Below are 12,235 nucleotides of genomic sequence, written 5' to 3'. Positions count from 1 at the left end.
GAGCTTTCGACATCTTCGCCATGATGGGCCGATGAGACTTTCGCGGCTCGTCGTCCCGCTGCTGAGCATGTGGCTGTTCGGCAACCTCTACGAGCAGGTCGTGTGGAACCCGCAGGTGCTGGCGGATCCGCGGCCGGGCTCGGTCGTGGGCGCGTTCGAGGCGGGCAGCCCGGTCTTCTACTACCTGCCGTGGGCACCGCTCAGCGTGGTGCTGGCGGTCGTCACCCGCGCACCGCTCACGGCGCTCGGCTGCCTCGCGGTCGCGCTCGTGACGAAGGTCCTGCTGATCACGCAGGTCAACCCGGTGTTCCGCGACCCGGCCGTCACCCGTGAGGTCGTCCACGACCACGCCGTCCTGTGGGCGTTCGCGAACGGGTTCGTGATCGTCGCGGTCGCGGCCGCGATCCTGCTCACCCAGCGGGACCGCCGGCGGCCGCACCCGGCGTAGCGGCACCGGTCACCTGGCGCGCACGAGGTGGTCGGCCGTGCCATCGTTAGCGACAACTTGGAGGTCCCCAGCGACGGCATGCCGCCGCACCCCACCGCGTCCAGGTTGGGGTGGTCCCAGCAGCGCTGCCACTGGTCGACGACCGAGTCCGCGCCATCCTCGGCGGGAGACCGCCCCGCGCCAACGGATCCGGGTCGGCCTCACCCGCGCGGCGCGACCTCCATCTCCCCCAACCGCGACCAGTCGTCCTGCTCCAGCACCGCGTTGACGATCCGCGGCGTCTCCGCGAGGTAGCGCGGCAGCTCCCGCTGCGCGGTCCTGAAGTGCTCCGACTGCACGTGCGCGGCGCCCGCGTCGTCCCGGAACGCCTCGACCAGCACGTACTCGTTCGCGTCGTCGAGGCTGCGCGACCAGTCGAACCACAGGCAGCCGGGCTCGGCGCGCGTCGCCTCGGTGAAGGCGCGGGTGAGCTCCGGCCAGGCGTCGGCGTGCTCGGGCAGAACGCGGAACTTGACGGTGATGAAGATCAAGGCGGTCTCCTCCGGTCGTTCCGGGCCGGCCCCGGTCCTGTCCACGGTCGGGTGACGACCTCGGCCTGCGGGGTCGCGCCACCCGCGCGATCATCGCCCGGTGCCCGAGATGATCGACACCCGTCGGCGCAACCTCGTCGTCGCGGCCGTCCTGCTCGCGATGCTGCTGGCCGCCCTCGACCAGACCATCGTGTCGACCGCACTGCCCACGATGGTGGCAGACCTCGGTGGCGGCGCGCACCTGTCGTGGGTGGTGACGTCGTACCTGCTCGCCGAGACGATCATGACGGTGCTGATCGGCAAGTTCGGCGACCTCTACGGGCGCAAGAAGGCGTTCGTGGTCAGCGTCGCGCTGTTCCTGGTCGGCTCGTTCTTCGCCGGCTGGTCGGAGTCGATGGGCGTGCTCATCGCGTTCCGCGCGGTGCAGGGCCTCGGCGCGGGCGGGCTGATGGTCACCTCGACGGCGATCATCGCGGACGTCGTGCCGCTCAGGGAACGCGGCAAGTTCCAGGGCTTCGCGGGCGCGGTGTTCGGCATCGCGACGGTGGCCGGGCCGTTGCTCGGCGGGCTGTTCGTCGACCACCTGAGCTGGCGGTGGGCCTTCTACGTCAACATCCCGCTCGGCATCGCCGTCGTCCTCGTGGCACTGGCTGCCCTGCCGGCCACGAGGACCGGCGCCCGGCCGGCGATCGACTACGCGGGCATCGCGCTGATCGCGCTCGCGGCCACCGGGCTGACGCTCGTCACGAGCTGGGGCGGCACCGAGTACGCGTGGACCTCGCCGACGATCCTGTGGATGGCGGCGGTCTCGGTCGTCCTGCTCGTCGCGTTCGTGTTCGTCGAGCAGCGCGCGGCCGAGCCGATGCTGCCCATGAGGTTGTTCCGCAGCCGCGTGTTCACGGTGTCGGGGATCCTGAGCTTCGTCGTCGGGTTCGCGATGCTCGGCGGCATCACCTACCTGCCGATCTACATGCAGTACGTGCGGGGCGAGTCGGCCACTTCGTCGGGGCTGTGGATGCTGCCGCTGATCGCGGGCCTCATGGCCACGGCGCTGCTCACCGGCACCGTCATCAGCCGCACCGGCAGGTACCGCGCGTTCCCGCTCGCCGGGTCAGCCGGGCTCGCGGCGGGCCTGTTCCTGCTGTCCCGCCTGGACGCCGGCACGAGCTACTGGGTCATGGGCGCGTTCATGGTGGTGCTCGGCGCGGGCATCGGCCTGGTGATGCAGGTGCCGGTGATCGTCGTGCAGAGCACCACGAGCTACACCGACCTCGGCGTCGCCACGTCGGGCATCAGCTTCCTGCGCACGATCGGCAGCTCGTTCGGCGTCGCGATCTTCGGCAGGATCTACGCGAACCGGCTGCCGGCCCACGTCGAGGTGCCGCCGGGCATCGACCCGCGCGCCGTCGCGAGCCCGGCCGCGGTCCACGCCCTGCCCGAGGCGGTGAGGGCGCCGATCGCCGCCGGCTACGCCGAGACCGTGCAGACGATGTTCCTGACCGCGGCCCCGATCGGGCTCGTCGCGCTCGCCGTCGCGCTCTTCCTGCCGCAGGTCCAGCTCCGCGACACGGCACGGGCCGCGGCGGCCGGCAACAGCGGTGTGGGCGAGAGCTTCGCCGCGCCGCCGTCGAGCTCCTACGACGAGCTGCGCAAGCTCGTGTCCACCGTGGCCGCGAGGTCCGGGGTCGACCCCGGACCCGCCGTGCTCCGGCGCTCGGGCGGGGACCTCCCGCTGGAACAGGCGTGGCTGCTCGGCCGGGTGTACCGGGCGTCGATCGACGACGGGGTGGCGACCCTCGCCGAGATCGGCGCGATGACCGAGGTGCCCGGCGGCATCTTCGAACCGACCGCCCGTGCGCTGGTGCGGTCGGGACACCTGGTGCCGCACGACCGGGGCTACCGGTTCACCGACCGGGGCGCGGAGGTGTTCACCCAGCTCGTCGGGGCGTGGCGGCGCTGGCTGCTCGAGCAGTTGCAGGACTGGCACGAGCCGGACCAGCGCGACTTCGCCCGCGCGCTCGACTCGTTCACCGACGAGCTGATCGAGAGCGGCCGCCGGATGAGCCGGGTCTAGCCACCAAGCCGTCCACAGTGGCCACGAACCCCTGCGGCGCAACGAAAGACCACCCGACCAGCCCAGGGTGCCCGCGTGCCTCCACATGCGACCCTGAAACCGTGAGCACCACGCGGATCGGGTCGTTCAACGTGGAGAACATGTTCGAGCGCCCCAAAGTGATGGGCCGCAACGCCTCCAGGCACGCGGCCCCGGTACTGGCCGCCCACGCCCGCTTCAACGAGCTCATCGCCGCCGACACCTACGGGCCCGAAGTCAAGCAAGAGCTGAAAGAACACCTGGCGACGCTCGAGCTGCTCAGGAGTGACCGGAGCAAGTACGCGGTCCTGCGGCGCATCCGCGGCCGGTTCCTGGCGCGGCACCGCACCGGCGAGACGTCCGTCGTGGCCGGCGGCCGGGAGTCGTGGGTCGGCTGGGTGGAACTCACCACCGAGCCCATCAGCGAGCTCGCGACGCGGCACACCGCCCAGGTGATGCGCGACGTCGGCGCGCACGTCCTCGGCGTGGTCGAGGCCGAGTCGCGCGAGCTGCTGCACGTGTTCTCCGCCAGCATGCTCAAGCACGTCGGCTGGACCCCGTACGAGGAGGTCCACCTCATCGACGGCAACGACGAGCGCGGCATCAACGTGGGTCTGCTGACCCGCGACGCGCACGAGGTCATCACCATCAGGACCCACGTGTACGCCAGGGACAACTCGGGCGTGATCTTCTCCAGGGACTGCGCCGAGTACCACGTCCGCACGCCGGCGGGTCCGGAGGTGGTCGTGCTCGTGAACCACCTGAAGTCCAAGGGCTACGGCACTCCCGGCGACCCGATCGGTGCCCGCCGCCGGTTCCGCCAGGCCGTTCGCATCGCCCGCATCGTGAACCGGCTGCGCGACGAGGGCCACGAGCACATCGCCGTCGTCGGCGACCTCAACGACACCGCGGACAGCGAGGCGCTGCGCCCGCTGTTCCAGCGCACCGGCCTGCGCGACATCAGCGAGCACGAGAACTTCGACTGGAACCACCGCTTCGGCACGTACCGCGGCGTGAACGAGAACGGCAAGATCGACTACGTCCTGCTCACCCCGGAGCTCTTCGCCAAGGCCACCGGGGGCGGCATCTTCCGCAAGGGCGTGTGGCGCGGCCCGCGGACCAAGAACCGTTGGGACGTCTACGAGACGATGACCAGCGAGGTCCACGCGGCCAGCGACCACGCCGCCATCTACGCCGACATCGACTGGAGCGCCTAGACCACCTCGACGGTCACCTCGATGACATCTCCCGGTGCCAAGTCGTTCTTCTTGCGCACGGCGGCCTTGATCGGCAGCACGTAGCACCCGGACTGCTTGTCGGGGAACACCGACGTCGACCAGGTGCTCGCACCCACACCGGCCCGCACCTTCACCGCACCGAAGCCCGTGCCGGGGACGGCGATCTCGCGGATCTGGTCCGAGACGTCCTCGGGCAGCGTCACGAAGGTCCACGTGTCCATGCGGCGGGCGTCCCAGAGCCACAGCTCCGCGTCGAAGACGAACATCGTCCCATTGTCCTCCGGAGTCCTCGCGACCGAACCAGGGCGCCTCACCACCGGGAAAGCCCGTCAGTCGCGCCACCCCTCTCCATCCCACTGGCGGGGTTCTGACCGGTCCATTTCGTCACTCAGTGTGTCCAGCGAGCCCGTTCGATGTCGATCACTCCCTCTTTGGAGTGACGAAGGCCACCGACCGATTCGGTCGGTTTACCTACCGGATCGGTCGGTAAACACCGTAATCTCGGGACCATGCCACGACAGCACAAGGCCGAGGTCGACGAGAGGATCCTCGACGCCGCCGCCGCGCTCTTCGCCCGGCACGGCTTCGAGCAGACCTCGTTGAAGTCGCTCGCGGACGCTGTCGGCCTGTCCAAAGCCGGTCTGCTGCACCACTTCCCCAGCAAGGAAGCCCTCTTCGAAGCAGCGTGGGAGCAGAGCCGCGTCCTCTGCCGGCACGTCGTCGAGCTGGTCTCGCCGATGCCGGCCGGGCCCGCGCGGGAACGGCGGTCGCTCGAGCTGCTCACCGACTACGCGCTGGACCGCCCGGGGATGGTCTCGCTGCTGTTCCGGTCGATGACGGCGCCGGATGAGGACCCGCAGCAGGCCCAGGACGAGCTGCTGCTCAACGAGATGTTCGTGATCGACCCCCAGGCGGAACTGCCGCGCGCGATCCGGATCGTCGGCGCGTTGAGCGCCATGGCCGTGCTGACCCTCCTGGCCAACCAGGAGGGCGGCGACAAGACGACGTGGCGCCCCTTGATCCTCGCTACCTGTTATGACGCACTCGGGCACCGGGAGGCCTGACCACCATGGCGAAACTGCTTTACAGACTGGGGAAGCGAGTGCACCGCCACCGCCTCCCGGTCGTCCTGATCTGGCTGCTCGTGCTGGTCGGCTCCGGTGTCGGCGCCTTCACGCTCGGCGGCGAGACGTCCAACGCGATGTCCATCCCCGGCCAGGAGTCGACCACCGCGCTCGAGCGCATCGAGCAGCAGTTCGGTTCCGGGCAGAGCGCGTCGGCCCGGGTCGTCGTCAAGGCGCCCGAAGGGCAGAAGCTGCCGCAGCACGTCAAGGCGATCACCGACCTGGTGGCCGACGAGACCGCGGTCAGCGGCGTGCGGTCGGCGACCAACCCGCTCGACCCGGCGGCGCCCAGCGTCAACCGCGACGTGAACGTCGGCTACAGCACCGTCACCTTCGACGTGAAGCCCGGTGAGGTCACCGCGGAGCAGCGGGCCGAGCTGACCAAGGCCGCCGACAAGGCACGGGCGGCGGGGCTCACCGTCGAGCTCACCGGCACCGCCATGCAGGAGACGCCGCACGTCGGCGGGCCGACCGAGGCCATCGGTGTCGTGCTGGCGCTCGTCGTCCTCGCGCTCACCTACGGCTCGCTGGTGACCGCGGGCATGAACCTGCTGACGGCCGGCATCGGCGTCGGCATCGGCGTCCTCGGCATCACCATCGCGACCGGGTTCATGGACCTGCAGTCGACCACGCCGATCCTCGCCTCGATGCTGGGGCTCGCGGTCGGCATCGACTACGCGTTGTTCATCATCAACCGCTACCGCCAGGAGCTGCGGCTGGGTTCCGATGTCGGCCACGCCGTCGCGACCGCGGTCGGCACCGCCGGTTCCGCCGTCGTCACCGCCGGTCTCACCGTCGTGATCGCGCTGGCGGGTCTCGCGATCGCGGGCATCCCGTTCCTGACGCAGATGGGTGTCTCGGCCGCCGCCACGATCGTCGTGTCGGTGCTGATCGCCATCACGCTGGTGCCCGCGGTGCTGGCCGTGCTCGGCCGCCGTGTGCTGACCCGCAAGGAGCGCTCGCAGGAGGGCTTCCAGCCCGCGGACCGCGGCATCATCGGCGGCTGGGCGGGCGGCGTCACCCGCAACCGCGTCGTCGCGCTGCTGCTCTCGGTCGTGGCGCTGGGCATCGTCTCGATCCCGGTGGCGTCCATGGACACCACGCTGGTCCAGCGGCCGCCGGCCGGCTCGACGCAGGAACGCGCCGACCAGATCCTCGCGCAGGGCTTCGGTGAGGGCTTCAACGGCCCGATCATCGTGCTGGTCGAGGGCGAGGGCGCCGCCGCGACGGCCACAAAGGCCGCCGAGCCGATCGCCAAGCTGTCCGACGTCGCGCTGGTGGCCCCCGCGCAGCCGAGCCGCGACGGCAAGGCCGCGATGCTCACCGTCATCCCGAAGTCCGGCCCGGACACCGTCGCCACCGAGCAGCTCGTCGCCGGCCTGCGCTCCGAACTGTCCGGTCTGGAGGGTGGCAAGGCCTACGTCACCGGCGCCACCGCGGTGAGCGTGGACGTGGCGACGTCGCTCGACCGGGCGCTGCCCATCTACCTCGCCGTCGTCGTCGGACTGGCGCTCGTGCTGCTGGTGCTGGTGTTCCGCTCGCTGCTGGTGCCGCTGGTGGGCGTGCTCGGCTTCCTGCTGACCATCGGCTCGTCGCTCGGCGCCACGGTGGCGGTGTTCCAGTGGGGCTGGCTCGCCGGCGCGGTCAACCTCGACGGCACCGGCCCGCTGATCAGCCTCACGCCGATCCTGGTGATCGGCATCCTGTTCGGCCTCGCCATGGACTACCAGATCTTCCTGGTGTCGCGGATGCACGAGGCGCACCACCGCGGCGCCAAGCCGATCGAGTCCATCACGACGGGCTTCCGCCAGGCGGCCCCGGTCGTCGTGGCCGCGGCGCTGATCATGTTCTCGGTGTTCGCGGGCTTCGTCCCCGCCGGCGAGCCGACCGTGAAGTCGATCGCGTTCGCCCTGGCCGTGGGCATCTTCGTGGACGCGTTCGTCGTCCGCATGGTGCTCGTGCCCGCCGCGCTGGCCCTGCTCGGTGAGCGCGCCTGGTGGCTGCCGAGGTGGCTGCGCTGGCTGCCCGAGCTCGACGTCGAGGGCACGGCGCTCGACGAGCTGGCGGAGAAGGAGAAGAAGCCGGAACCGGTGACCGTGTAACCGGTTCCGCCCACTGGCCCGTCATGCCCGCGATCGGATCGCGGGCATGACGGGCTTGGTCGTACGACACGTTCTACGGCGCGACCGCAACCAGCAGGTGTCCGGCCTCGGCGTCGTTCAGCGACGAGATCGGCGACCCGAGCGGTCGTGCACCCGTCCGGTCAGGCGACGTGCCCGCTGTGCGCGGCCGGGTGCACCGTCGCCGGCCGGGTGCTCTGCGCCAGCATGCGCCGCGCCCACCGCGCCACCGTGCGCGGCGGCGGCTCCACCGCACCGCCCATGTGGGCCACGACGGTCAGATCGGCGCCGCCGTGCTCCTCGACGGCGATCGCCCAGCCGTGGCTCTTGGTCCACAGCAGCGCGACATCGCGATCGGGATGACCGGGCAGCGTTCCGTCCACCGCGATGTAGACCCGCAGCGGTTTCTCCCGGTCCACGCACGACGACTCGCCGCTCAGGCCGAGTTCCCGGGTGACTCTCAGTGCGTAATCGAGCTCCAGCGCCATCACGGCGTCACCGCCCTCCGTTCAACGGGGTAGCAGCGCCGACTGCTTGACGCACAGCGCGGGTACCCCGTTCTCCGGAGCCTGAACCTCAGTCGTCGTTCTTGACGTAGGTCGGGTGCAACTGGACCGGTTCACGTCGCCGCGCCCGCATCCTCAGGTTGAGGAACTCGACGAACACCGAGAACGCGATCGGCCCGTACACGTACCCCTTCGGGATGTGCTGGTCGAAGCCCTCCGCGACCAGGCTGCCACCGATCAGCAGCAGGAACGACAGCGCGAGCATCTTCACCGTGGGGTGGCGGTTCACGAACTCCGAGATGGCCTTCGCGGAGAACAGCATGACCACCATCGCCACGACGACCGCCGCGACCATGATGCTCAGCTCGTCGACCATGCCGACCGCGGTGATCACCGAGTCGAGCGAGAAGACGACGTCCAGCACCAGGATCTGGGCGATCACGCCGGCGAACGAGACGACCTTGCGCTTCTGGCCGTGCTCCGCGCCCTCGAGCTGCTCGTGGATCTCGAAGGTCGCCTTGCCCAGCAGGAACAACCCGCCCAGCACGAGGATCAGGTCACGGCCGGAGATCTCGTGCCCCCACAGCGAGAACAGCGGTGCCGTCAGCCCGATCACCCACGCCAGCGAGGCGAGCAGCAGCAGGCGGGTGACCAGGGCGAGCGACAGGCCCACGACCTGGGCCCGGCGCCGCTGCTCCTCCGGCAGGCGTCCGGCCAGGATCGAGATGAACACGACGTTGTCGATGCCGAGGACGATCTCGAGCAGCAACAGGGTGGCGAACGCCACCCAGAGCTCGGGGCTCGTCATCCACTCCACCGGCGGTTCCCTTCAGGTCGTGGGCCCGGCGACGGCTACTCGCCGCCGAAGTCGCCGAAGTCCTCGAAAGCGTCGTCCATCATCTCGCCGACCACCATGCCGCCGACGACACCCGCGGCGCCGGCCGCGACGACCGTGCCCATGCCCATGCCGCGGCCGTGGTGGCCACCGTGGTGGCCGTGCTGGTCGTAGCCGTACATGGCTCCGCCGCGCTCCGCCACCTGGGCCAGCCATCCGTTGATGGACGTCGCCCAATCGGCTGCCTGCGCCTCCTGGTGCGAGAGCCGGAAGTGGCCGAACGCGTCGCCGCCCGCCGAGAACATCCCGCCGCGCTTGTCTGCCTCCAGGATGACGAACAGCTCGTGCGGGGTGGCCACGAACGTCAGCTCCACCTCCCGCACCCTGCCCGCGAACTGGGCGGGCGGGAAGAACTCGATCTCCTGGTAGAAGCCGAGCTCCTGCGGCACGCCGTGCAGCCGGCCCGCCTCGACGTCCGCGCTGCGGAAGGAGAAGCCGAGCTGCCCGAACGCGTTCAGCACCGCGTCCTGCGAGGGCAGCGGGTGGACCAGCACCGGGTCGAGGTCGCCCTTGTCCGGCGCGCCCGCGATCACGAGCTCCGTCCGCACACCGACGGTCATGCCCGGTAGCTGGCCGCCGCCGACCGCGGTGATCGGGGTCTCCCACGGGATCGGGAGCTGGAACGGGATCGACACGAGCTGGCCCGCCGGAACCCGCACGCCCTGCTGCACCACGACCCGCAGGAACTCGGACACGCCGGCGAACTCGTGGTCACCGCGCTCGACCTCGACGCGGGTGACGAGCGACAGCACGACCTGGCCGATCTCGGCGTCCGCACTGCCGCCCTGGATCCGCACCTGGCCGGTGACGAGCTGTCCGGGCGCGACGTGCGGCGAGTCCAGCACGGTGTCGACCGACGGGGCGCCGACGCCGAGGGCGCTGAGCATCCGCTTGAACATGTGTTGTTTCCTCTCCTGGGAAACCACCGGTCAGCGTGCGCCGACCGGACGGGTGTCGGTTTCGTCCTCGAAGTCACCGATCAGTTCTTCGAGGAGGTCTTCCAGCGCGGCGATGCCCACGACACCGCCGTCCTCGACCAGCGCGAGCTGCGCGCGGGAGCTCCGCATCTCGGTCACGGCCCTGGCCACCGGCATCGACGCGGGCAGCGCCAGCACCGGTCCCATGAGCTCGCGCGCGACCGGGTCCTCACCGCGCGCCGTGGCGCGCATGGCCTCGCGGATGTGCACCAGGCCGACGTAGCCGCCGCGCGGTCCGGTGACGGGGAAGCGCGACCGTCCACACCGGAGGCTGCGCCGCTCTACCTCGCGCGCGGTGGTGTCCTCGGTGACGGTCGAGGTCTCCTCGATCGGCACCATCACCTCGCGCACGGTGGTGCGCTGGACCTGCAGCATCCTGGTCAGCAGCCGTTGCTGCGCCTCGGGGATCAGGCCGTGCTCGGCGGACTGGCGCAGCAGCATCCGCAGGTCGTCCGGCCGGTGCGCCTGCGCCAGCTCGTCCTGCGGCTGCACCTTCAGCAGGCGCAGCAGGCCGTTCGTCAGCGAGTTCAGCCCGCTGAGGAGCCAGCGGACCGAGCGGGCGAAGGCGCGGAACGGCAGCGCGAGGACCAGTGCGGACCGCTCGGGGTTCGCGATGGCCCACGACTTCGGCGCCATCTCGCCCACGACCATGTGCAGGAACACGACCAGCAGCAGGCTGATCGCGAACGCCACGCCGTAGGCGGCGGCGTCCGGCAGGCCGGTGCGCCGCAGCACCGGTTCCAGCAGGTCCGCGACGGCCGGCTTGGCCAGCGCGCCGAGTCCGAGCGTGCACAGCGTGATGCCGAGCTGGGCGCCCGCGAGCATCAGCGACAGCTCGCGGACACCCGCCAGGGCGGCGCGCGCCGCCTTGGACGTCTCGGCGGCCTGTTCCAGGCGGTGCCGCTTGGCCGCGATCAACGCGAACTCGGCGGCGACGAAGAACCCGTTCAACGCGAGCAGCACCAGGGAGATCACGATGCTCATCGGGACAGCACCACCGTGTCCGGCACGTTGCGCGCGACCGCGGTGACCACGAGCCGCACGCCGTCCATCTCGATCTCGTCGCCGGGCTCGGCGATCCTCCCCAGCTGGTGCAGCACGAGGCCCGACACGGTGTCGTAGGCGTCGTCGACCGGCAGCTCCACGCCGGTGGCGTCCTCGACCTCGTCGAGGCGCATCCTGCCGGGCACGCGCCAGTCCTCGCCGACCTTCTCGATCATGTCCTCGACGACGTCGTCCTCGTCGTGGATCTCGCCGACCAGCTCCTCCGCCAGGTCCTCCAGCGAGATCACGCCGGCGAACCCGCCGAACTCGTCGACCACGCAGGCGAGCTGGCGGCGTTCGGCGCGCAGCCTCTCCAGCACGGCGGGCAGCGGCAGGGTGCCGGGCACGACCAGGGCGGGTGAGGCGATCTCCCCGATCGGGGTGGAGGACCGCTGCGGCGGCGTCAGCGTCAGGACCTCGGCGAGCCCGACGACGCCGCGCAGGTCGTCGAGGTCGTCACCGACGACCGGGAACCGCGAGTTCCCGGTGTCGAGCAACGACACCACCCTGGCAGCGGGCTCGTCGGAGCGCACGGTGTGGACGTTCACGCGTGGCGTCATCGCCTGCTCGGCGATGAGCTCGCGGAAGCCGATGCCGTGTTCGAGCAGGCGCGTGAGCTCGGGGTCGAGGTGCCCCCGCTCCCCCGCTTCCTCCACGATCTGCTTGAGGTCCTCCGGTGTCGCGCCCTGCGGCAGCTCCTCGACCGGCTCGATGCCGAGCGCGCGCAGCAACCGGTTCGCGGCGGCGTCGAACAACCGGATCACCGGACCCGCGACCTTGAGGTAGACGAGCGTCGAGGAGCTCAGCGCGAGAGCGAGCCGCTCGGGCCGCGCGATGGCGAGGTTCTTGGGCAGCAGCTCGCCGAGCACCATCTGCACGACGGTCGCGAACACGAGCGCCACGGCCATCGACAGCGGCACCGCGAGCGACGCGGGCAGGCCGAGCACCGCGACGAGGCCGTTGCCCAGCAACGGTTCCGCGACGTACCCGGCGAGCAGCGCGGTGACGGTGATGCCGAACTGGGCGCCGGAGAGCATGAAGGAGAGCTTCCGGGTCACGCGGTAGGCGCGCTCGGCGGAGCGGGAGCCGCTCTCGGCCAGCTGCCGCAGGCGGCCGCGGTCGACCGCCATGTACGCGAACTCCTGAGCGACGAAATAGCCCGTGGCGGCGGTGAGCACCACGATGGCGAGCAAGCCGGACGCGATCAACAAGTCGCACCCGGCCACGTACTACAGCCGTCTACGCCGGCTTCATCAGGCAT

The 12,235-nt window shown here is 70.7% G+C and carries 12 protein-coding genes; 5 read left to right on the top strand and 7 right to left on the bottom strand.

Going from position 1 to position 12,235, the window contains the following annotated elements:
• The first annotated feature begins 31 nt into the window (after nt 1–31).
• Nucleotides 32–448, top strand: coding sequence for a hypothetical protein (locus BMW88_RS40960; protein WP_143116091.1), 417 nt, complete (start codon nt 32–34; stop codon nt 446–448).
• Nucleotides 449–648: 200 nt separating this feature from the next.
• Here BMW88_RS40960 and BMW88_RS15455 read toward each other — a convergent pair whose 3' ends face one another.
• Nucleotides 649–978, bottom strand: a complete 330-nt coding sequence (locus tag BMW88_RS15455) for a putative quinol monooxygenase (RefSeq protein WP_089951408.1) — start codon at nt 976–978, stop codon at nt 649–651.
• Nucleotides 979–1,087: 109 nt separating this feature from the next.
• Here BMW88_RS15455 and BMW88_RS15450 point away from each other — a divergent pair, with 109 nt between their 5' ends.
• Both BMW88_RS15450 and BMW88_RS15445 read left to right on the top strand, forming a co-directional pair.
• Nucleotides 1,088–3,052, top strand: a complete 1,965-nt coding sequence (locus BMW88_RS15450; RefSeq protein ID WP_089951651.1) for an MDR family MFS transporter — start codon at nt 1,088–1,090, stop codon at nt 3,050–3,052.
• 101 nt (nt 3,053–3,153) lie between these two features.
• A complete protein-coding gene (locus tag BMW88_RS15445; RefSeq protein WP_218148075.1) occupies nt 3,154–4,287 on the top strand; it encodes an endonuclease/exonuclease/phosphatase family protein in 1,134 nt (377 codons plus the stop codon).
• Here the strand turns inward: BMW88_RS15445 and BMW88_RS15440 are convergent.
• Nucleotides 4,284–4,574, bottom strand: a complete 291-nt coding sequence (locus BMW88_RS15440; RefSeq protein ID WP_089951407.1) for a DUF1905 domain-containing protein — start codon at nt 4,572–4,574, stop codon at nt 4,284–4,286. The two genes, BMW88_RS15445 and BMW88_RS15440, sit on opposite strands and share 4 nt — an antisense overlap.
• A gap of 243 nt (nt 4,575–4,817) precedes the next feature.
• Between BMW88_RS15440 and BMW88_RS15435 the strand changes: the two genes are divergently transcribed.
• Together BMW88_RS15435 and BMW88_RS15430 are read left to right on the top strand one after the other, a co-directional pair.
• Complete coding sequence (locus BMW88_RS15435) at nt 4,818–5,372, top strand: TetR/AcrR family transcriptional regulator (protein WP_089951406.1); 555 nt, start codon at nt 4,818–4,820, stop codon at nt 5,370–5,372.
• A 5-nt stretch (nt 5,373–5,377) separates the two neighbouring features.
• Complete coding sequence (locus BMW88_RS15430) at nt 5,378–7,534, top strand: MMPL family transporter (protein WP_089951405.1); 2,157 nt, start codon at nt 5,378–5,380, stop codon at nt 7,532–7,534.
• Between the two features lie 161 nt (nt 7,535–7,695).
• On the opposite strand, the gene BMW88_RS15425 is transcribed toward BMW88_RS15430, so the two are convergent.
• The 5 genes from BMW88_RS15425 to BMW88_RS15405 form a co-directional block, all read right to left on the bottom strand.
• Complete coding sequence (locus tag BMW88_RS15425) at nt 7,696–8,040, bottom strand: DUF6292 family protein (protein ID WP_089951404.1); 345 nt, start codon at nt 8,038–8,040, stop codon at nt 7,696–7,698.
• An 88-nt stretch (nt 8,041–8,128) separates the two neighbouring features.
• The gene (locus BMW88_RS15420; protein ID WP_245777845.1) at nt 8,129–8,866 is read right to left on the bottom strand and encodes a TerC family protein; all 738 of its coding nucleotides are present in this window, start codon (nt 8,864–8,866) and stop codon (nt 8,129–8,131) included.
• 44 nt (nt 8,867–8,910) lie between these two features.
• A complete protein-coding gene (locus BMW88_RS15415; protein ID WP_089951402.1) occupies nt 8,911–9,852 on the bottom strand; it encodes a sporulation protein in 942 nt (313 codons plus the stop codon).
• Between the two features lie 30 nt (nt 9,853–9,882).
• Nucleotides 9,883–10,914 carry a hemolysin family protein gene (locus tag BMW88_RS15410; RefSeq protein ID WP_089951401.1) on the bottom strand — a complete coding sequence of 344 codons (1,032 nt, stop codon included), beginning with the start codon at nt 10,912–10,914 and terminating at the stop codon, nt 9,883–9,885.
• Nucleotides 10,911–12,185, bottom strand: a complete 1,275-nt coding sequence (locus BMW88_RS15405; RefSeq protein ID WP_089951649.1) for a hemolysin family protein — start codon at nt 12,183–12,185, stop codon at nt 10,911–10,913. Before BMW88_RS15405 ends, BMW88_RS15410 begins: the two co-directional genes overlap by 4 nt.
• Nucleotides 12,186–12,235 lie beyond the last annotated feature (50 nt).

The sequence above is a fragment of the Lentzea xinjiangensis genome (genome assembly GCF_900110955.1).
In the GTDB taxonomy this organism is placed as follows: Bacteria; Actinomycetota; Actinomycetes; order Mycobacteriales; family Pseudonocardiaceae; genus Lentzea; species Lentzea xinjiangensis.
Note: the sequence above shows the minus strand (reverse complement) of the source record. Positions and strands in the feature narration are given on the sequence as shown.